Source organism: Flagellimonas sp. L-11 (assembly GCF_056857735.1).
In genome coordinates this window covers 36838-57225 of the sequence record NZ_JBSXNR010000047.1, presented here as the reverse complement: position 1 = coordinate 57225, position 20388 = coordinate 36838, and the positions used below count along the sequence as shown (strand labels likewise).

19 protein-coding genes are annotated in these 20388 nt (G+C 41.9%); 4 read left to right on the top strand and 15 right to left on the bottom strand.

Annotated features, from left to right (window positions below):
- Positions 1–7 precede the first annotated feature (7 nt).
- The 14 genes from pheS to AC13CC_RS07320 form a co-directional block, all read right to left on the bottom strand.
- On the bottom strand, positions 8–1027 hold the full coding sequence (pheS, locus tag AC13CC_RS07385) for a phenylalanine--tRNA ligase subunit alpha (protein WP_293165983.1): 1020 nt from the start codon (positions 1025–1027) through the stop codon (positions 8–10).
- Positions 1020–1712 carry a hypothetical protein gene (locus tag AC13CC_RS07380; protein WP_482876032.1) on the bottom strand — a complete coding sequence of 231 codons (693 nt, stop codon included), beginning with the start codon at positions 1710–1712 and terminating at the stop codon, positions 1020–1022. Before AC13CC_RS07380 ends, pheS begins: the two co-directional genes overlap by 8 nt.
- A gap of 12 nt (positions 1713–1724) precedes the next feature.
- Positions 1725–3578 (bottom strand): SulP family inorganic anion transporter, encoded by a 1854-nt coding sequence (locus AC13CC_RS07375; RefSeq protein WP_482876030.1) that lies wholly within the window; start codon positions 3576–3578, stop codon positions 1725–1727.
- A gap of 99 nt (positions 3579–3677) precedes the next feature.
- Positions 3678–4304, bottom strand: coding sequence for a carbonic anhydrase family protein (locus AC13CC_RS07370; protein WP_326279573.1), 627 nt, complete (start codon positions 4302–4304; stop codon positions 3678–3680).
- A gap of 11 nt (positions 4305–4315) precedes the next feature.
- Positions 4316–5899 carry a SulP family inorganic anion transporter gene (locus AC13CC_RS07365; protein WP_326279571.1) on the bottom strand — a complete coding sequence of 528 codons (1584 nt, stop codon included), beginning with the start codon at positions 5897–5899 and terminating at the stop codon, positions 4316–4318.
- An 83-nt stretch (positions 5900–5982) separates the two neighbouring features.
- Positions 5983–6294 carry a hypothetical protein gene (locus tag AC13CC_RS07360; protein ID WP_293165974.1) on the bottom strand — a complete coding sequence of 104 codons (312 nt, stop codon included), beginning with the start codon at positions 6292–6294 and terminating at the stop codon, positions 5983–5985.
- 56 nt (positions 6295–6350) lie between these two features.
- Positions 6351–7109, bottom strand: a complete 759-nt coding sequence (locus AC13CC_RS07355; protein WP_326279568.1) for an SH3 domain-containing protein — start codon at positions 7107–7109, stop codon at positions 6351–6353.
- Positions 7110–7111: 2 nt separating this feature from the next.
- Positions 7112–8899, bottom strand: coding sequence for a BatD family protein (locus tag AC13CC_RS07350; protein WP_482876028.1), 1788 nt, complete (start codon positions 8897–8899; stop codon positions 7112–7114).
- A complete protein-coding gene (locus AC13CC_RS07345) occupies positions 8899–9792 on the bottom strand; it encodes a tetratricopeptide repeat protein (RefSeq protein WP_482876027.1) in 894 nt (297 codons plus the stop codon). The genes AC13CC_RS07350 and AC13CC_RS07345 overlap by 1 nt, the downstream gene beginning before the upstream one ends.
- Entirely contained in the window at positions 9779–10831 is a 1053-nt protein-coding gene (locus tag AC13CC_RS07340) for a VWA domain-containing protein (RefSeq protein ID WP_482876026.1), read from the bottom strand. Before AC13CC_RS07340 ends, AC13CC_RS07345 begins: the two co-directional genes overlap by 14 nt.
- Positions 10832–10834: 3 nt before the next feature.
- Positions 10835–11833 (bottom strand): vWA domain-containing protein, encoded by a 999-nt coding sequence (locus tag AC13CC_RS07335; protein ID WP_326279560.1) that lies wholly within the window; start codon positions 11831–11833, stop codon positions 10835–10837.
- Positions 11834–13498 (bottom strand): hypothetical protein, encoded by a 1665-nt coding sequence (locus AC13CC_RS07330; RefSeq protein ID WP_482876025.1) that lies wholly within the window; start codon positions 13496–13498, stop codon positions 11834–11836. It abuts the gene before it with no gap.
- Positions 13498–14364 (bottom strand): DUF58 domain-containing protein, encoded by an 867-nt coding sequence (locus AC13CC_RS07325; protein WP_293165961.1) that lies wholly within the window; start codon positions 14362–14364, stop codon positions 13498–13500. The genes AC13CC_RS07330 and AC13CC_RS07325 overlap by 1 nt, the downstream gene beginning before the upstream one ends.
- Positions 14365–14433: 69 nt before the next feature.
- Complete coding sequence (locus AC13CC_RS07320) at positions 14434–15435, bottom strand: AAA family ATPase (RefSeq protein ID WP_482876023.1); 1002 nt, start codon at positions 15433–15435, stop codon at positions 14434–14436.
- Between the two features lie 159 nt (positions 15436–15594).
- On the opposite strand from AC13CC_RS07320, the gene AC13CC_RS07315 reads away from it, so the two are divergent.
- From AC13CC_RS07315 to AC13CC_RS07305, 3 genes are all read left to right on the top strand, one after another.
- On the top strand, positions 15595–16467 hold the full coding sequence (locus tag AC13CC_RS07315; protein ID WP_482876021.1) for an aldo/keto reductase: 873 nt from the start codon (positions 15595–15597) through the stop codon (positions 16465–16467).
- A 9-nt stretch (positions 16468–16476) separates the two neighbouring features.
- A complete protein-coding gene (locus AC13CC_RS07310) occupies positions 16477–17235 on the top strand; it encodes an SDR family NAD(P)-dependent oxidoreductase (protein ID WP_326279553.1) in 759 nt (252 codons plus the stop codon).
- Between the two features lie 151 nt (positions 17236–17386).
- Positions 17387–18523 (top strand): DUF5929 domain-containing protein, encoded by a 1137-nt coding sequence (locus AC13CC_RS07305; RefSeq protein WP_482876020.1) that lies wholly within the window; start codon positions 17387–17389, stop codon positions 18521–18523.
- A 12-nt stretch (positions 18524–18535) separates the two neighbouring features.
- Here AC13CC_RS07305 and AC13CC_RS07300 read toward each other — a convergent pair whose 3' ends face one another.
- Positions 18536–19480 carry a carbohydrate kinase family protein gene (locus tag AC13CC_RS07300; RefSeq protein WP_482876019.1) on the bottom strand — a complete coding sequence of 315 codons (945 nt, stop codon included), beginning with the start codon at positions 19478–19480 and terminating at the stop codon, positions 18536–18538.
- A gap of 151 nt (positions 19481–19631) precedes the next feature.
- Here AC13CC_RS07300 and AC13CC_RS07295 point away from each other — a divergent pair, with 151 nt between their 5' ends.
- Entirely contained in the window at positions 19632–20357 is a 726-nt protein-coding gene (locus AC13CC_RS07295; RefSeq protein ID WP_482876018.1) for a metallophosphoesterase, read from the top strand.
- Positions 20358–20388 lie beyond the last annotated feature (31 nt).

Sequence of the window (20388 nt, the reverse complement as noted above, 5' to 3'; positions counted from 1 at the left end):
AAATGGTCTACAATGCGCTTTTGAATTGTTCCAAGAAGCGAACATCATTTTCGCTGAGCAGGCGAATGTCTGAAATTTGATGGAGCAACAACGCAATACGGTCTATTCCCATTCCAAAGGCAAATCCAGAATATACATCGGGGTCTATACCACAATTCTTAAGTACGTTGGGGTCTACCATCCCGCAGCCCATAATTTCCAGCCAGCCGGTTCCCTTGGTCATGCGGTAGTCCGTTTCGGTCTCTAGGCCCCAGTAAACATCAACTTCTGCGCTGGGCTCCGTAAATGGGAAATAAGAAGGGCGCAACCTAATTTTGGACTTGCCGAACATTTCCGATGTAAAATATTGCAAGGTTTGTTTTAAATCGGCAAAGGATACGTTCTTGTCCACATATAGGCCTTCTACCTGATGGAAAAAGCAATGGGAGCGAGCCGAAATTGCTTCGTTTCTATAAACCCTTCCAGGGGAAATGGTCCTGATGGGAGGTTTATTGCTCTCCATATACCTTACCTGAACTGATGAAGTATGGGTGCGCAAAAGGATATCCGGATCTGTTTGAATGAAAAAAGTATCCTGCATGTCTCTTGCAGGGTGGTATTCCGGAAGGTTTAGTGCCGTAAAGTTGTGCCAGTCATCCTCAATTTCGGGACCTTCGGAAACATTGAACCCGATTCGGGAAAAAATATCGATGATCTGGTTCTTTACAATATTGATTGGGTGGCGGGAACCAATTTCAACAGGTTCACCGGGGCGTGTCAAATCCCCATATTTGCCAACAGTTTCTGTTTGGCTCTCCAAGGCCTCCTTAAGGGCATTGACCTTATCGGTAGCTGCGTTTTTCAATTGATTGACAACCTTGCCAAAATCTTTCTTTTGTTCGTTGGGCACATTCTTAAATTCGGCAAAGAAACTGTTCAAAAGCCCCTTTTTTCCTAAATACTTAATTCGGAAGGCTTCAATTTCTTTTATTGAGGTTGAAGTAAACTTTTCTACTTCGGCGATATGTTCCTTTATGGTGTCAATCATGATTGCTTACGCTATTGGCGGACAAATTTAGCAAATTGTCCTTGAATATATAGGCAATAAGAAAATGTACTGCAATTCCACCCAAAAGATGCCACAGCCAATGTGTTCCCATCGGAAAGAAATTTTGATGCAGATCAATGCTCCTAAAGAAAATCGCAACTCCAAAAATTAGGAAGGAAACAATCACAAAAACAATGTTCCTTCCTTTGGTCCGAACCAAATACCAAGCTATGGGAACAAGTATGGTTGCAGCTGTTATTATATATCCCAAAGAAATTCTCAATCCAGATGGAATGGGCAGCATCCGAAATAAAAATGAAACCCCGGGCAACATGGTGATCCAAAACAACCGCTTCCACCAAGATTTAACCAGCTTAAAAATAAAGTAGATGACCAAAGCAGCACATAAGATCATAATGGGCATCCAATCCAACCGAAGCCAAAACTCATGGCTCCGGGTGGCATGGTAAATTGTTCCGCCCACATAACTTATTCCGATTATGGGAAGTACCCATGCTAAAAATAGATGTTGCTTTGGATGTTTATACACTTTTATGCCCCAATAAATAATCAGGAACAAAAAGATAAGATTGCTATAAGTATTATAAGGTTCAACGGGAAACCTGCCCTTAACGGTTTCCAGATATATAGGTCCTGAATCTTGTGGGAACTCTTGAAGAAGCATCAAAAACGTATATTATTCTTGGTGGTTTAAGTTTTTATCAACCCAATCCAAACAGGATTTAAAGTTTTTGAAGATATGTTCTTTTGGGATAAGATTCGGGATAATATCAATACGTTCCAACATATAACGGGGCTGGTCCAGAATATTGACCAAGAGCACAAGTATATCTTTTCGTTTTAAATCTTGCAACACATCTTCCATGGCATATAGGCCCGTTTGGTCCATATACTGCATCCTGCCCATTCTTATTATCACTGTTGAAGCATCATCGGGGATTTGTGAGGCCAGTTGTTGAAATTCGTTGGTAGATCCAAAAAACAAAGGCCCTTTTATGTGTTTTATAAAAACCTTATCCTTAATTTTTTGGGGAATATTTTTTTCATCGGACCACGCTTCCTCACGCAAGGCCCTCACATTGGAACGTTGTGCTGTAAGATCTCCAATTTTTTTCATAAACATTAAAGAGGCAATTACAAGGCCGATTCCAACAGCATATACCAAATTCCAAATGGATGACAATACCATTACTACCAACATGATGATAACTTCGGAACTGAGTTTTAGAGGCCCCAATTTTATGTCTTTGGGCAAGTGGGGAATGGCTTTTAGCCCTCTGTAATCCATTACACCAATACCTACGGTTACCAATATACCTGCCAATACTGCAGCGGGTATTTGTGATGCTACTGGCCCCAAGGCAAGTAAAATAACAAGTAGTAGTAAGCCGGCAATCATACCGGATAGTCTTGTTTTACCCCCAGAGTTTATGTTTACCACGGTCCTGATAGTGGCACCAGCGCCAGGAATCCCCCCAAAAATAGCTGCAATACTGTTTCCAATGCCTTGGCCTACCAACTCTTTGTTGGGTTTATGTTTGGTTTGGGTCATATTGTCTGCAACCACGGAGGTAAGCAGTGAGTCTATGGCACCAAGCAGTGCCAAAGTAAGTGCAGTAAAAATATAGGGCGTGACAACATTAAGGTTGAACGATGTAAAAATTTCAAAGTTGGGGATGGGTAGCCCACTTGGAATCTGTTCAATGGGTCTATAATCCAACCCAAATCCGAAAGCCGCACCAGAAACTACGATCAGGGCAACCAATGTGCTGGGGATTGCCGTGGTTATTCGTTTAAAACCGTAAATAATGATAATGGTTGCCAAGGCCAAGGCCAATTCCAGCCAATTAATGTGCTTGAGTGCCCTGGGCAGTACTTTAAATGTTCCCATTACCCCCGATGCATCTTTTGAAGCCAAGGTGCCGGCTTCTTTTAACATATCGGCATGTGAAATTTTTTCGGCACGCTTAATGGTTTCCGTAAAGTTCTCTAAAACCAATATTCCTTCACCAGCCTCTTCATGCAGTATATTTTCTAAAATGGCTTCTTCGGCCTGGGGCATAAACTGATTGACATACGCTTCGTCCTCCTTGGGGTAATACCCTACTGCCGGCAATATTTGGGTAACTAAAATTATAATTCCAATAGCGGTCATAAAACCTGAAACCACGGGATATGGAATGTATTTAATATATTTTCCCATGCCCAATAGGCCCAAACCAACCTGCATAATCCCTGCCAAAAGGAAAACGGTCAAAATAGGGGGAAGTGCCTTGTTGATATCCCCATCGTTAACGGCAATGATACCTGCAATAACAACCATGCTCACTGCTGTCATTGGAGCGGTTGGGCCCGAAATTTGTGTGTTGGTTCCACCGAAAAGAGCGGCAAAAAAACTAATGAAAATTGCCCCGTACAAACCGGCGCTGGGGCCTAACCCAGAACTTACACCAAAGGCAAGCGCCAAAGGAAGGGCCACAATGCCTGCGGTAATTCCCCCGAACAAATCTCCTTTTAGGTGCTTAAACATGGTATAGTGTTGTTTGCGTAGCTTTAATATAACAATATTATGAATAAAAAATGCCGGTAGTAAAATACACCGGCATTTTTTACATAAAGTTATTCTGTGCTACAGAAAGGTAACTTTACCATCAGAGATATCGTACATGGCACCGACTATGGCAATTTCTCCATTGTCTTCCATTTCTTTTAGAACGTTGCTTTGATTTCTGATGTTTTCCAAGGTCATTTCAACATTTTTTGCCGAAACCGCATCCACAAACTCTAAATTTTTAGAGTTTCTTAAAGATTCATCTTTAGGTTCGTGGACAGCGGCCACGGCAGGTTCAATTTTATTGATCAAAGCAGTAAGGTTGCCCAAACGAGCATGGTCGCATGCTCCTTTTACCGCTCCACAGGCAGTATGCCCCAAAACTACAATGGTTTTTGTCCCTGCCAATTTGCAGGCAAACTCCATGCTTCCCAAAATATCTTCGTTAACAAAATTCCCTGCAATTCTTATACTAAAGATGTCTCCCAACCCTTGGTCAAAAACAAGCTCAGCGGATACTCTTGAATCAATGCAGCTTAAAATGGTCGCAAACGGAAATTGACCGTCCTTTGTATCGTTCACCTGTTCCAAGAGGTTTCTGTTCGCTTTTAAGTTTTGTTGAAAACGCTGATTGCCCTCCTTCAAAAATTGAATGGCTTTTTCTGGCGTCATGGTTGCCTGGGTTTCTTTTGTGTGTGCTTTCATGCTAAAATATTTTATGCCGATTTTTTCGGTCTTAGATTAAAAAATTCGATGTAACTATCCGGATTTTCAATTTCGCCTTTTTCCGAGATAATTTTAATGTCGATGTTCCTGTTCTTCGCTTTGTTTGAAAAGTCTTCTAGGATTTCCACGATATCATTGTCAAGAAAACGTGTTTTTCTAACATCCAATTCAAGATAGGAGTTTTCAGGAAGACTATCCAGTTCTTTTAGAATGGCTCCTTTGTTAAAAAAGGTAACCTCTTCCGCAAGGGTCATTTTAATTTTATGTGCTCCATTGCTCTTATCTTCAATATGAAGGAAGTGGGAGTTCTGGTAGCTTTTAATAAGAACAACGACAATACCAACGCCAAGACCTAAACTGATCCCGACCAAAAGGTCTGTAAAAACAATGCCCAACACGGTTACCACAAAGGGGACAAATTGTTTCCAACCCGCTTGGTACATGGTTTTGAAAAGCGATGGCTTTGCGAGTTTAAAACCAACGATAAACAATATGGCGGCCAAAACGGACAGCGGAATCTTATTGAGCAAGGTCGGTATCAATATTACCGAACCGAGGAGGAAGAATCCGTGGATAATAGCAGAAGCCTTTGTTTTACCTCCGGATTGAATATTGGCTGAACTACGAACGATTACCTGTGTAACCGGAAGCCCTCCGACCAAACCAGAAAGCATGTTCCCCACTCCTTGGGCCCTAAGCTCGCGGTTGGTGGGCGTTGTTCTTTTTTCAGGATCTAATTTATCCGTTGCCTCCACACATAGCAATGTTTCCAAACTGGCCACCAATGCAATGGTGAAACCTGTTATCCAAACTTCTGGGTTGGATATGGCGGAGAAATTGGGAAAACTAAAAAAGCCCAAGAACGAATCAAAGCTATCCGGTACCGGAACGCTTACCAAATGCTCCTGCGTGATTCCCCATGTGCCATTGCCTTGGGTCAATGAATAATACACGATTCCAATGACCACAGCGACCAAAGGTCCTTGTATAAGCTCAAAAATCCTGGATTTTTTCGTTAGAACCTGACCCCATAAAATAAGTATGGCCAAGGCAACAACAGCGATAAGGGTTGCACCAGGACTAATAAAATTGATGGAGTTTATAATTTCACTAAAGGTGTTTTCACCATCTACTTGAAAGAAGGCCCAATCACCTTCCGGGTCGGCATCATAACCAAAAAAATGGGGAATTTGTTTTAGAATGATGATGATTCCAATACCCGTGAGCATACCTTTAATTACCGATGATGGAAAATAATAGGCAATAATACCAGCCTTTAGAAATCCGAAAATCAGCTGGATTATACCGCCCAATACTACGGCAACCAAAAAGTTTTGATACCCTCCCAAGGTTCCGATCGCGGTTAGTACAATGGCTGCAAGTCCTGCTGCAGGGCCACTTACCCCTATTTGGGAACCACTTAGTGCACCTACAACGATTCCCCCAATAATACCTGCAATAAGCCCCGAAAACAAAGGGGCGCCACTGGCCAGGGCAATACCTAAACAAAGCGGTAGTGCCACAAAAAAGACCACAATACTGGCAGGCAAGTCATTTTTTATATACTTGAACATAATAAACAAGATTAGTCCTCTACATCAGATAAAATTTGGTGGTAAAGGACAATTAAAATTTGATTTAAACGAGAATAAGAATGTTAAACCAATTTTCGGGGAGGGGGGTCTAGTGTTTCAAGGGTAAACTCCAATACAGCGAATGCATATCCTAATGCATCATTATTTTTTTCTTGATTTATGGATGGATCCGCTGAAATAAAACTTTTTGACATAAAATATTTAATATCAAATGTTTTACTGCTCGAAGTATCATGCGTATTGTTCTCCTCTTCGGAAGAACCAAGAATAAAGGCAATACTATATTCCCGCCCCATAAGTGGGACAAAAGGTGAGGTCAACAAAATTGTGACCATCACAAAGGAAATAAACGGTATAGCCAGTGTTCGCATCATATTATATGATTGGGGGTAAATTTAAGATAAGATATGCACTTATTTGTTAATTATGTCTAAAAATCCTTTAACGACCTAATCTGGTCCCCCAACAACCATCCTGTTTGCCCATCGGCAATACGTATTCTTTTCCAATCGTCCAATTCGTCCAAAATATTCACTTTGGTTCCTTCGTGAATGGTAAAGATAGTACTGCTGTTGGTATTGGGTTCTGAACTAACATTGACTTCTTTCTCAAAAACTATGGCTGGGTCATCGTTCTTGTATTGTTGATATCCAAGGTAGGCCATTAAAACAGAGACGGCGCACAAAGCAAGAGAGAGCATACTTGAAATAAATGCAACCCTCTTTTGGTTGGCCGGGCTAAGAAAATAATAGGCCATATAGGCCAAAACAAACAAAAAGACCAATCCAATGGCCAAATAAGCCCATTGATCATAGGAGAGCAAACCCACAACTGATTTGTAGATTTTGGATATCCCCGTTGTAGGAACTTCCTCAATGGCATCCAGCCTCATATTTTGGGCAAACGCCAAATTATTTTGGATTTCCCTATTAGGTGGGTCAAGAAGCAATGCTTTTTCGTAGTAATAAATACTGGGGCCAATGGAATTGAGTTTGTAGTAGCAATTCCCCAAATTAAAGTACAGTGCGGCCGAATGCTCGCCATTTTCCAGAATTTGCTTGTAGTTTTCTATGGCAGCGGAATATTCCCCATTGTTGTATAGTTCGGTGGCTTCATTAAACAGAGCCTCGTTTTGGGAAAATCCAAAAGAGAGCGAAAGCATACAAAATAAAAGGACCATCTTTTTCATGCTCATAACTGTTTGTCCAAATTAGAAATTACTTCACTTGCTTTTTCATAATCTTGTTGCATCTGCACATTGGAAAACGGGCTATATCGTGCCATTTCACAGCTGGTCAATAATGCTATAAAGCCATCAACATCCTTTTGGTCAACCTTTTTTTCCGAAAGAATGCTTGTAATTTTATCCTTGCTGAATTCCGAAGTTTCTATGTGTAATTTTGCCTTCAGGTAGTTGTGCAAACCTTTTTCCAGAGCCACATAAAAGGCTTCTTTGTTTCCGAGTTCCTTTTTGGCTGTTGAAAGATATTTTCTGGCCAGTTTGTTGGCTTTCTTTATTTTGTTCCCTACCACATCGCTGGCAATGGCCTCTCTCTTCTTAAATGTGAAAATGGCTATCGGAATAAACAATAGCGGGGCGAACAAAAGAATAAAAAAGAGGCTTGAGCCAAAAAAGCGGTGAGAACCAATAGGAATCAGGTTCGGATTTATGTTGATAAAATGAAACTGCTCCCCGGTCGGCACAACCAATTGCTTGTTGGCAGAGGAACTTGATATATTGGCAGAACCACTTGTAGGTCCTTCGATTACCTCAATATTGATTTCTTCTGAATTAATGGTTTTATAGTTACCTGTACTCGGATTAAAATAACTGAAAGAGATACTTGGAATGGGGTATTTTCCCCTAAATGAAGGTACAATGGTATAATTATTGGCCACTTTGCCCTCCATGCCGGTACTGTAGGTGTTGATGGATTCCTCGTATTCGGGATCATAAACTTCTAAAGAGCTCGGCAGTTCTGGCTCTGGAAGTTGGAACAATTTCAAGTTCCCTTTTCCAGTAACTTCAACTTTGGCCTGAAGCGATTCCGAGGCATTCAGTTGGGTTTTGCTTGTGGTCACCGAAAAATCAAAATCACCAACAGCTCCACTGAAACCGGCCGGTTTTCCAGCTTCTGGCAATGGTTTTACGTTGATGGTTCTGTTACCTGCAGAAACGGTTTTACTTGTAGAGGTATAAATTCGGCCACCAAAAAAGTCTCTTCTGTTGGTGGGTACATCAACAAAAATCTCGAGAGAAAGTGGCTCAATGTCCAGCTGTCCTGATTTTTGGGGGTAAAGTACCACTCGTTTTAAAACTACATATCTATAGGGTTTACCTTGGTAAGTACCGTTTTGCGCGGTGTGCTTGGTAACCGGAATATCTTGGCTCCAAAAATTATTATAGGTGGGATTGTCCAAGGGTCTGTAATTTGTAACACTTATGTTTGGACTTACATAGAGCTTATAGACTACGGTAACAGCTTCATTTAAATACGGATTTCCTTTTGATACTTCTGCAACTAAATGAAGGCTTTCGTCGGCCACATCGTCCACGGTCTTCTGTGCATTAGGCTTGTCCACTGCCGCTGTAACCTCTACTTGCTTGGGGGTTGTCTTGTATGTTTGGCCGTTAATCTCGATAGTGGCCTGATTTATGGTGAAACTCCCCCTCGCCGTGGGCTTTAAAATGTAAGAATAGGTCTTGGAAAAACTGCGTTTGCCATTTACCCAAGAAGAACTAATGGACTGCGAAGGGCCCATCACCACATTAAAACCATTAAATTGAGGCGGCTTAAAGTTGTCGCCATCCTTGTTCATGGTAAAATCTACCCGAAGACGTTCGTTTAGCCCCAATTCCTCTTTGCTCAAGTTCATGGTAAACGAAATCTCTTCCGCATCGTCTTGGGCATGTGAATGTAAGCCCGTAAAGAGTAACATTCCCAGAATAAACAATATGTTGCCCTTCAACACTTTCATTACCAGTCCTTCTCGTTTTTAATTTTTTTGCCTCGAACTTTTCGGGCCTCCATTTTTTCCTGCACTTTTTTCTCTTCGTTCTGCATGGCCTCTAGCAAATTCTGAATCTGTTGTTCAGACAATTGATTGGGTCTAGGTTGCTGCTTTTTATCTTCGGGCTGGTCACCCTCATTGGGTTTTTTCTCTTGCTCTTTTTTCTTGTCACCATTGCCTTTTTGATTTTCCTTGGGCTTATCCTCTCCATTTTCACCCTGGTCGCCTTTATCTTTGTTTTCATCCTCTTTTTGCTCGCCTTTGTCTTTCTTCTCGTTATCCCCGCCTTCGTTCTTCTGGTCTTGGTTTTTATCCTTGTCCTCGTTTTCCTGATCTTTCTTGTCTTCGTTGTCCTTGTTTTGGTCGTTCTTTTGCTCGTCCTGTTGTTTTTCTAGCATCTTTTTGGCCAGAGCAAGGTTATAGCGAGTCTCGTCGTCGTTAGGATTTTTTCTTAAGGCTTGTTTGTAGGCCTCAACGGCTTGTTTGTAATCTTTTTGCTTCATGAACACGTTGCCCATGTTATGGAATGCCTTGTGCTTTTCTCCTTTATCCTCGGCAACTTCTCCTGCCTGTTTGTACCTTCCAAAAGCTTCTCCATAACTTTCCCTGTTATAGTAGGCGTTCCCTAAATTAAATCGGGCGGCGGCATTTTTGTTGCTTTTGGAAATGGCCCTTCTGTAATCGGCCTCTGCCGTAACAAAATCGTTGGCGGTAAGTTCTTCGTTGGCCTCATAGGTAAGATTGGTAGAGGCTTGCAATGCTTTTTCCGCTTCTTTGTTCGCTTTTTCGGTTATATCGTCCTGCGCATGGACCATCCCGAAACATAGTAATAGTCCAAACATCAACTTAATCTTGCTCATCATCATGCTCGTTAAAAAGATTCAGTTTTTTCAACCATTGTGTTTTTCTGTCCAAAACAAAAATGTCCAAAAATAGAAATAAAAAGCCAGCGGCCAGGAACCATTGAAATTGGTCCTTGTACTCTGCAAATTGTTTGGCTTCAAACTCTGTTTTGTCCATCCGGTTCAGTTCCTCTTTGATGAACTCCACGGCATTTTCGGTGCTGGAGCCATCAATATAATCGCCATTGCCCCTGTCGGCAATCTCTGTCAATATGTTTTCGTTCAATTTTGTGATGACAACCTCGCCTTGGTTGTCCTTTTTCAAACTTTCTACAATGCCGTTCTTTTTGATGGGAATCGGAGCTCCTTTGGCTTTACCCACTCCAATGGTATAAACACGGATTCCGTTCAGTGTAGCTTTTTCAACTGCATCGATAGTGGAACTTTCGGAGTGGTCTTCCCCATCAGAAACAATAAAAAGCACCCTGTTGGTCTGTTGGGAATCATCGTAATAAGTACTGGCCAAATCTATGGCTGCGTTAATGGCGGTTCCCTGTGATGAGAGCATATCGGTATTCATGCTCTGTAAGAACATTTTAGCGGCGCCATAGTCCGTGGTTATAGGCAATTGAGGGTAGGCTTGCCCTGCGTAGGCAATTATTCCTATACGGTCGCTCGCCAATTGGTTGATGATTTCCGAAACAATACGTTTGGCTTTTTCCAAACGGTTGGGGGCAATGTCCTCTGCCAGCATACTTTTTGAAACATCGATGGCAAAAACGATATCCACACCTTCGCGTTTAACGGTTTCCAGTTTTGTACCGATTTTTGGATTGACCAACCCCAATACCAAAAACGTAAGCCCTCCCAATAAAAATATCAGTTTAAGGGTTGACTTAAAGTTGGATTTATTGGGTGCCAGACGCTTCAATAGGTTTGATTCTGCAAAACGTTTTTGTGTCTTTCTCTTCCAGATTTGAAGAAAAAAGAACGCCAGGGCCATTACCGGGATTATGGCCAAGAGGTAGAAATATATTTTTTCGTCAAACTGAATCATTCGCTAAATAAAACTTTTAAAGATGGAGTTTCGCAATCCCCATTCCAACAGCAATAAAATTCCGGCCAAGAAAATCAGCGGCCTGAATTTTTCCTCGTATTTGTAATATTTGAATTCCTCTATTTCTGTTTTTTCCAACTTGTTGATTTCCTCGTAAATGGCTTCCAAGGATTCATTATCGGTGGCACGGAAATATTTTCCTCCTGTCACTTCTGCGATTTCTTTGAGCAATTCTTCATCAATCTCCACTTGTCGCATACCGTATCTATAGGAACCATCCCTATTGTAGCCGATGGGAGACAAGGCATTTCCGTTGGTTCCGAGACCAATTGTGTATGTCTTGATTCCAAATTCGACTGCTAGATCGGCTGCGGTTCTAGGTTCAATAAAGCCAGAATTATTGACACCGTCCGTTAAAAGAATGATAACTTTACTTATGGCCTTGCTTTCTTTTAGTCGGTTTACCGAAGTGGCCAAGCCCATTCCGATTGCGGTTCCATCTTCCAATACACCATAGGTGATTTCTTCTAGGGCATTCAAAACAATGGCCTTGTCGCTGGTAATAGGGGTTTTGGTATAGCTTTCGCCCGCATAGCTCACCAAACCGATACGGTCGTTCGGGCGACCTTCGATAAAATCGGCGGCTACTTCTTTCAATGCGGTCAATCGGTTCGGCTTTAGGTCGCGGGCCAACATACTGGACGATACATCGATGGCCATTACAATATCGATGCCCTTGGTTGTTTTTGTCCGTGTTGAAATATCCTCCGTTTGAGGTCTGGCCAATGCCGTAATTATTGCAGCCAAAGCCAATAATCGAATGGCAAACAAAACAGGTTTTAATTTTGATGCCCAACTCTTGACCGTGAACCCTTTGATGCTGGAAATCCGCAGGGAGGCCATTTCATTTTTTCGTTTGAAAAAATACCATAGCAAAGCCAATGGCAGCAACAAAAGCAGCCAGAAAAATTCAGGATTTGCAAATTCTATATTCTCAAACATTTATACTTGTGTTTTTACGTCCAGACTTCCTAAAATCCGATCTACGATCTGTTCCGCATACTCATCGTCCTCTTCCCAAGTGATCACAACTTGTTGGATGAAACCTTTACCTCCAAAAGTTAGAATATTGTACTTGGCCCTTTTGGAATCTCCGTTGGGTCGTTCCAAAGTTCCCGTGCCATAGGTTTTCATACCCTTTACACCGGATTGTGTCACAAATTCTTCTTGTTTGGTGATGATATTCTTTAGTCCCAATTGTTCAAAATTGGTCAGGGTGGAACCTATTACCGCATCAAATTGAGGCTCCTCTTTTTGTTCTTTGAATGTGATGGAGCTTGTGCTTACCGAAAATATCCCCACATAGCTACCGTAGGAAAATGCTTGAAGCTCTTTAATGAGCTTTTCGGTTTCTTTGGGAAGTTCCAATTCTTGACGGACCAAAACTTCTGGTGTTTCTATTTCAATGGGAGGGAAACCGTACGAACTGGCCACCCACTCATTTTCCAGCAAATCCTTTGTAGGGTAGCCAAATACGGTATCCCGAACCTTTTTGGTGCCAAAATAAATGGTAGAACCTACACCGCCCAAAACAATGATTCCTGCAAAAATGGCTGCAGCCCAATAGATTCTTTTACGTTGTTTTTTCTTGGCCAGTTCCTCTAGGTATTCCTCATCCAGTAAAAGATCCTCTTCTGTGGGTTCTGGAAGTGCTTCGTGGGTTTTGGTCACGATTTCTTCGACCATTTTCCTATCTTGTTCGGCAACGGTTGTGGCTGGTTTGTTTTTGGCAAACTTTACCAAATCGGCCGTTTGTAATATTTTTTGAAATTGTTGGATGGTGTCATCGTCCAATTTAAGCTCTCCGGCATCCCTTAACATTTCCAGTTTGGTAATGAGTTCTGACGTGGTACTTTCCATGGCAGTGACGTGCACATCTTCTTCCAGATAGGACCGCACAATATCGGTAAGTTCCGAATAGTACTGCTTGTATTCGTCCTGAATAAGGTATTTGGAGTTCTCCAACTTTTTAAGCTCCATAAGGGCTCGGTCATAGGGTGGGAGCAAGGCCACTTTTTCTTCCTCGGTCAAAGGTTTCTTTCTTAGAAAGAACCAATATACCAATCCCCCGACCACAATCAACCCTAAAAGAATCCAAAGTGCCGTAAGCCACATATCGGCGGTACTTCTTTCTACCTCGATCAAGGGTTTGATGTCGTACATTTTTTGTTTAGTGGTGTCCACCAATACGTCTGCGACTTTAACTTGAAAAGAATCCGTAAAAAAAGGTTGCTCGTTAATGGCAATTCGTTGTGGGGGAATCGTGTATGCGCCACTATCGAACTGGGTTAGGGAATATATTTTCTGAAGGATGACCTTATTGTCATTTTTGAGGGTGTCGGCCATAATGGCCTCTACGGTTTCCAGCGGGGAAAAAGTTTGTCCTTCGGGAAAGAAAACCACATCGGTGGAATCCGTCTCAACTGTAATTTTGTATTGAATCTGTTCCCCAATTTTAATGGCCAAGGTGTCCACTTCGGCATCAACTTTGGGTCCTGTTTGCGAAAAACCGATCGTGGGTATCAGCAATAGAAACAACATGGTTCCCCAAACTGATCGGGGCTTTGTTGTTTTGCTTTTTATTTTATGTAGACCGTTTATTCGCATTATCCTCTTCGTTTAAAATACCCCAATAGCTTTTTTACGTAGCTTTCGTCTGCCCTACAATTGATGACCCCGCAGCCTGATTTGTTAAAGGAATTGGTGAAATAGGCCACTTTGTCTTTGTAGTGTTGTCCATAAGCCAAACGAACCTGTTTGGATTGGGTGTTCACCAATTGTATTTCCCCTGTTTCGGCATCTTGCATTTGCACCATTCCCAAATTTGGGATGGCTTCCTCACGTTGGTCATAAACCCTTATTCCGGTAACATCGTGCTTATTTCCCACAATGCGAAGTGTGTTCTCGTAGTTATCCGCAATAAAATCCGATAGCACAAAAACAATGGCTTTTTTCTTCATCACGTTGGTCAGGAACTTCAACGCCTCTGCAAGATTGGTTTCACTGCTTTTTGGATGGAACTCCAACAATTCCCTAATAATTCGAAGTACGTGGCTTTTTCCTTTTTTAGGCGGGATATAAAGCTCTACTTTATCGGAAAATAGAATCAAACCTACTTTATCGTTGTTCTGAAGCGCAGAAAATGCGAGCGTGGCTGAAATCTCTGTGATGATTTCTTTTTTGAACTGATTGGATGTACCGAAAAGTTCAGACCCACTCACGTCGACCATCAACATCATGGTGAGTTCACGCTCTTCTTCAAAAACCTTCACGTAGGGTTCGTTGTAGCGTGCGGTAACATTCCAGTCAATGCTTCGTACATCATCTCCAAACTGATACTGGCGTACTTCGCTGAACGTCATCCCCCGACCTTTGAACGTAGAATGGTATTCCCCACCAAAAATATGGTCGGAAAGACGTCGGGTCTTAATTTCAATTTTACGTACTTTTTTTAGTAGTTCCTTTGTATCCATTTGGTTCAAAAAAATAGGTTTTCGGGTTGGTTAAAAGTATTGCTACTTATTCCGATAAACATTGAACCGCTAAGGCACCTCTACCTCGTTTACAATCTTGTTGATGATTTCTTCGGAGGTAATATTTTCTGCCTCGGCCTCGTAGGTGATTCCGATTCGGTGACGCAGTACATCGTGCACCACGGCCCTGACATCTTCGGGAACCACATAACCTCTTCGCTTAATGAACGCATAGCATTTGGACGCTTTCGCCAAGTTGATGCTACCTCTTGGAGAAGCACCAAAACTGATAAGCGGCTTCAAACTTTCCAAGTTGTATTTTTCCGGGTAACGCGTAGCGAAAATGAGGTCGAGAATATATTTTTCGATTTTTTCGTCCATATAAACCTCGCCAACAGCTTCTTGGGCCCTTAGAATTTGCTCCAAGGAAACTGCGGGGTTAACGGCCTCGGTTGCACCTTTTAGGTTTTGACGGATGATCAGTTGTTCCTCGTTCAACTTTGGATAGTCGATTACGGTTTTCAACATAAAACGGTCCACTTGTGCTTCAGGAAGTGGGTAAGTACCTTCTTGTTCTACAGGGTTTTGGGTGGCCATTACTAAAAAAGGCGCGTCCAGCACAAATGTTTCGTCCCCGATGGTCACCTGTTTTTCCTGCATGGCTTCCAAAAGTGCCGATTGTACCTTTGCGGGAGCCCTGTTGATCTCATCTGCCAAAACAAAGTTGGCAAAGATGGGTCCTTTTTTAATGGAGAAATCGTTCTCTTTTATATTGTATATCAATGTACCGATCACATCAGCGGGCAAAAGGTCGGGCGTAAACTGTATTCTGCTATAGCTTCCTTTCACCGCTTTGGCCAAGGTGTTGATGGCCAATGTCTTTGCCAGTCCGGGAACACCTTCGAGCAGAATATGGCCTTTTCCCAATAGACCAATCAGTAAGCGCTCCACCATGTGGGTCTGCCCCACAATGGCCTTGTTCATCTCAACCCTTAAAAGGTCAATAAAAGCGCTTTCCTGGGCAATTTTTTCATTCACAGCACTAATATCAATAGTAGTGTTTTCTTCCATTATATACTTTTATTGTTTGGTGTTAATGTCGGGGTTTTCGCTAAGGTGTGCAAAATGAAAATTTATTTAAAACCTAGCTGTTAATTAATGGTTAAAAAAAACGCTAAACCCCTAGTTTTATGAAGGATTTAAGGCTTTAATTTTATACATTCAGCACTTATGGGACGGACAACGAATTTTTCCCGCATTATATCGGGAGCGATGACATGGGGAAGTTGGGGGAAAAAACTTTCCAAAAAGGGAATGATTGAATTAATGCACCACAGCATTGCTTGTGGCTTAACCACTTTTGACCATGCCGATATTTATGGAAGCTATTCCACCGAGACCGATTTTGGACAGGCATTTCGGAATAGTGGAATTAAAAGGGGGGATATTCAACTGATCACCAAGTGTGGTATTCAAATGACCCGTGGCAGGAATAACCGAATCAATCATTACCAGTATGACAAGGATTATATTATTTGGTCTGCGGAAGCGTCTTTAAAAAAGTTGAAAACGGATTATTTGGACTTTTTTTTAATGCACAGGCCAAGTCCGTTGATGGAAGCCGAAGAGATGGCAGAAGCTGCTCGGCAGTTATTGCAAAGTGGAAAAATAAAACAGTTTGGGGTATCCAATTTTACAACCTCTCAAGTGGCCATGTTGGAAACAGCCATACCCGTTGAAGGAAACCAGGTCGAATTTTCTTTGACGCATCATAATCCTATGTACGATGGAACTTTTGATGATTGCATAGCCAACAAAAGATTGGCCATGGCATGGAGCCCGTTGGGAACACTTTTTAGGGAAGATGATGAGCAAGTAGAACGTATTAAAGAGGCCATGGGGCCTTTGATGGAGAAGTATGATGCTGATGAGAGCCAGTTGCTCTTGGCCTGGATTTTAAAACATCCTGCAAAAGTGCATCCGGTCATTGGAACCACAAACAAAAAAAGAATGGAAATGGCCGCAGAAGCCATAGATATAGAATTGGAACTTCAAGATTGGTTTGCCCTTTTGGTGGCGAGCCAAGGACATGATGTTCCGTAAAAATTGGAAATGGGAAAAACAGCATTAATAACAGGAGCTACAAGTGGAATAGGTAAAGCAACGGCAGAGCTTTTTGCAAAGCAAGGATTTAATTTAATTCTTTGTGGAAGAAGACAGGAACGTTTGGAAGGGTTTAAAAATGAATTGGGAAGAGACACAGCAATCTTTACCTTAAATTTTGATGTTAGAAATCGAGAGGACGTTTTCTCGGCCATTGAAAGTTTGCCCAAGGAATTTTCAGAAATAGACATTTTGGTCAACAATGCTGGCAATGCCCATGGATTGGACCCTATTGATAAGGGCGATCCAGATGATTGGGATGCCATGTTGGACATTAATGTAAAGGGGTTGTTGTATATGTCAAAAGCCGTTATTCCCCAAATGGTGGAGCGCAAATCTGGGCATATCATCAACATTGGTTCCACGGCGGGGAAGGAAGTATATCCCAACGGAAATGTGTATTGTGCCAGTAAACATGCCGTGGATGCCATTAACCAAGGTATGCGGATAGATTTGAATGCTTATGGAATTCGCGTAGGGGCCGTAAACCCTGGATTGGTGGAAACTGAGTTCAGTGATGTTCGGTTTAAGGGAGATCGTGATAAGGCATCAAAGGTGTACAAAGGCTTTCAACCTTTAAAACCAGAGGATATCGCGGATATTATCCTGTTTGTGGTAACTCGACCCTACCATGTGAACATTGCCGACCTTGTGGTAATGCCCACCGCACAGGCCAGCAGTACAATCGTCAACAAAAATGGCTCATAGTTGATGGTTAAATGTCAAAACCGTCGGGTCGAGAACAAGGTTTGTACTATTAAAAATTCTATTCTCGATACATTTTTTTGAACTTAAGTTCAAAAAACCTCTCGAAATGACGAATTTTTCTTTGGTTTATAAAATCCCGAAACACTAAGTTATGATCAATAAACGCCTACTCGTAAAAAACCTTTTGGCCCACAACGACGAGAATAGTTTTTACGATAAAAAGCGTTTTATATCCATTGGGGAAAAGGAGGGCAAGGCCAAATTTTTAAAACATGTCTGTGCCTTGGCCAACAGCAACCCAAAAAACAACTCCTTTATTGTGATCGGGGTGGAGGATGAGGACAATACTATTGTTGGCGTTGATTTTTTTGATGACAGCAAAATTCAGAACCTCGTCAATGCCTATTTGGACAATCCGCCTCTAATTTCCTATGAAAATATTCCCTTTCCCCATTTGCCCGAAGGCAAGGTGGTGGGTCTCGTAACAATTAGGTCCAACGGAAAAGTTTGTGCCCTTCGCAAAAATATTTGGAAGTATTACGGGGGGGCGGTCTTTTTTAGGGAAGGTAGCATCAGCTTGCCCAAAGCTTTTGATATTGAGCTAAAGGACATCAACTCCGATAAGGTGGCGACGATTGAACAGCATGCTCGGAATAACATAGAATTGACACTGGATGCGGTCATAAAATTCTTCAATACCAGACATCCTGACTTAACAAGTGATTACAAAGTCTTTAAAGAACAATTTGTGGTCTGTTGGGCGGGAAACAAGAAGAAAGTTAAGGGCAAGGTCTACTATTCCCGAGTGGATATTGAACTCATCAACGAACAGGTAAAACTGTTTTATTCCGCTTTGGACGAAATCACTATTGATTATGATGACGACCACTTCAAAACCTTGGAGTATGTGCAATTGGGCTTGGGCTCTCAACAAAAATATTATCCTTTGGAAGAAGTGGTCATCACATTTTCGGACAATGGCAAGTACACCATCAACAGTAAATTAATATTTGAGCCACCACAGTTTGATAAAAAAACGCTGTATCATGTTTACAATACCAACAATGCATTGCTCAAAAAGTTGGAAAACCATATTCCGTTAACAGATTCGGAGCATACGGATATGACCCACCTCCCAGCAACGTATCTTATTTGTTACCTGAACGGTTTTGAGGAGGCCAAGGAAAAAATGGACAGTTCAAGGGCGTTGTTAAAAACTTACGACAGCAATATTTACCAATCCTTAAAGGAATCCCAACGAATTCTAAGGAAAGTAAGGTACGCTTAGTCGCTGGTTCATCTATTTTTCGAGTTGCTCTTTTGTAGGCAAGGCAACAATAGCACCATAATTTGTAGTGGTAATGGCCCCGGCCTTGTTCGCCAAGGCGACCATGTTTTCCACTAACGAAAAATCTTCGAAAACAGGCCCAAAATTGCCCAAATCGGAAATTTGATACAATAAACACCCTATAAAAGCGTCGCCAGCACCAGTAGTGTCCAAGGGAGCTACCTTTATACTCGGAATTACCTTTTTGGTGCCGTTCATGCTCAGTAAGGTACCGTCTTTCCCCAAGGTAACGGTAATTATTTTCGTTCCGGCCTTGTGCAAAACATCACAGGCTTCATGTAAATCTTCTTTACCTGAAATAAGTTGTGCTTCTTCTTGGCTGAACTTGCACAAATGTGATTTTTCCACAAAGGGCATGCACTTTTTTATGAAGGTTTCTTCGTGATCTTTCCAAAGGTCGCTTCTAAAATTTGGGTCAAAACAGATAAACATTTCTTTGGTAAGGCCATCAAAAAGATATTTGCTGTATGTTTTTTCCAAAGGTCCGCCCAAAAGAGCGGTCGCGGCCCCCAAGTGAAGAATATTTCCGGGAAGGTTCTTTCTTAGCTCGGGATTATACTTCAATTCCTTATCGGCGCCCCTGCTAAAAACAAAATCGCGTTCTCCATCTTCCGAAAGCGATACAAAGGCCAGCGTGGTGAAAGTATCCGATAATTGGGCCAACGAAACGTCAACGCCAACCTCTTTCAGGGTTTCCAATAAAAATTTCCCAAACGGATCGTCCCCTACACAACCAATAAAAATTCCGTTTCCTCCCAATTTGGATATGGCACAGGCCACATTGGCAGGAGCTCCCCCTGCTTTTTTGGTAAACTCGTTTGCTTTGGAAAGGTCGCTTCCTTGACGTTCGGCAACAAAATCAATCAACACTTCACCAATGCAGTATACTTTTTTCATATTGTTTCGGAATATTCTAAGGTACATAGAAAATTATACCATGTCCAAAAAACAGTTAGGTTAATTTGAAATATAGGTTAAATGCTTGATAAAGCCAGCATGATTTTTTATTGGCCAAGCATTTGTGCGTAATTTTGTCAAAAACTTTTCTATGCGAACACTTGTTGTGGGCGACATCCATTCAGGGGTGCGGGGGTTGGAGCAATTAATGGGCAAGGCCAGTGTCACCTCCAAAGATCATATCATATTTTTGGGCGATTATGTAGATGGGTGGAGCACGGCAGTGGAAACCGTAAATTTTTTGATTCAGCTCAAAAGTGAATATAACTGCACTTTTATTCGTGGAAATCACGATGAACTCTGTAGGGCTTGGTTGGTAGATCAAAAAGAAAACCCGCAATGGTTGGCACACGGCGGCATTGCAACCAGAGATTCTTATTTGAATGCAGATAGGGATATATGGGAATTACATTTGAAGTTTTATAACGAATTGCAAAATTATTATCTCACAGATGACAACCGGTTGTATTTGCACGCCGGCTACACAAACCTTAAGGGAGTAGATTACGAATATTTTGAACAATCTTTTTACTGGGACAGGACATTATGGGAACTGGTAACGGCACTTGACCCTGATTTGGAACCTACAAGTCCCAAGTTTCCAAAACGGTTGACCCACTACAAGGAAATTTACATAGGCCACACCCCTTTGTCCAAAAACGGGTTTGTAGAACCGCAGAACAAAGCCAATGTTTGGAACGTGGATACAGGGGCCGCTTTTATGGGCGGATTGACCATGTTGGATGTGGAAACCAAGGAATATTGGCAAAGTGATCCCGTACACACATTTTATCCTGGCGAAAGAGGAAGAAATTAGCGCAGTTTTCATTATTTTATATAGACCTTTG

Coding starts and splice junctions, on each gene's coding strand:
- AC13CC_RS07320 (WP_482876023.1), bottom strand. CDS start 15,435: ATGGAAGAAAACACTACTATTGATATTAGTGCTGTGAATGAAAAAATT.
- pheS (WP_293165983.1), bottom strand. CDS start 1,027: ATGATTGACACCATAAAGGAACATATCGCCGAAGTAGAAAAGTTTACT.
- AC13CC_RS07375 (WP_482876030.1), bottom strand. CDS start 3,578: ATGTTTAAGCACCTAAAAGGAGATTTGTTCGGGGGAATTACCGCAGGC.
- AC13CC_RS07310 (WP_326279553.1), top strand. CDS start 16,477: ATGGGAAAAACAGCATTAATAACAGGAGCTACAAGTGGAATAGGTAAA.
- AC13CC_RS07335 (WP_326279560.1), bottom strand. CDS start 11,833: ATGTTTGAGAATATAGAATTTGCAAATCCTGAATTTTTCTGGCTGCTT.
- AC13CC_RS07340 (WP_482876026.1), bottom strand. CDS start 10,831: ATGATTCAGTTTGACGAAAAAATATATTTCTACCTCTTGGCCATAATC.
- AC13CC_RS07355 (WP_326279568.1), bottom strand. CDS start 7,109: ATGAAAAAGATGGTCCTTTTATTTTGTATGCTTTCGCTCTCTTTTGGA.
- AC13CC_RS07370 (WP_326279573.1), bottom strand. CDS start 4,304: ATGAAAGCACACACAAAAGAAACCCAGGCAACCATGACGCCAGAAAAA.
- AC13CC_RS07305 (WP_482876020.1), top strand. CDS start 17,387: ATGATCAATAAACGCCTACTCGTAAAAAACCTTTTGGCCCACAACGAC.
- AC13CC_RS07350 (WP_482876028.1), bottom strand. CDS start 8,899: ATGAAAGTGTTGAAGGGCAACATATTGTTTATTCTGGGAATGTTACTC.
- AC13CC_RS07300 (WP_482876019.1), bottom strand. CDS start 19,480: ATGAAAAAAGTATACTGCATTGGTGAAGTGTTGATTGATTTTGTTGCC.
- AC13CC_RS07365 (WP_326279571.1), bottom strand. CDS start 5,899: ATGTTCAAGTATATAAAAAATGACTTGCCTGCCAGTATTGTGGTCTTT.
- AC13CC_RS07315 (WP_482876021.1), top strand. CDS start 15,595: ATGGGACGGACAACGAATTTTTCCCGCATTATATCGGGAGCGATGACA.
- AC13CC_RS07360 (WP_293165974.1), bottom strand. CDS start 6,294: ATGATGCGAACACTGGCTATACCGTTTATTTCCTTTGTGATGGTCACA.
- AC13CC_RS07325 (WP_293165961.1), bottom strand. CDS start 14,364: ATGGATACAAAGGAACTACTAAAAAAAGTACGTAAAATTGAAATTAAG.
- AC13CC_RS07295 (WP_482876018.1), top strand. CDS start 19,632: ATGCGAACACTTGTTGTGGGCGACATCCATTCAGGGGTGCGGGGGTTG.
- AC13CC_RS07345 (WP_482876027.1), bottom strand. CDS start 9,792: ATGAGCAAGATTAAGTTGATGTTTGGACTATTACTATGTTTCGGGATG.
- AC13CC_RS07380 (WP_482876032.1), bottom strand. CDS start 1,712: ATGCTTCTTCAAGAGTTCCCACAAGATTCAGGACCTATATATCTGGAA.
- AC13CC_RS07330 (WP_482876025.1), bottom strand. CDS start 13,498: ATGCGAATAAACGGTCTACATAAAATAAAAAGCAAAACAACAAAGCCC.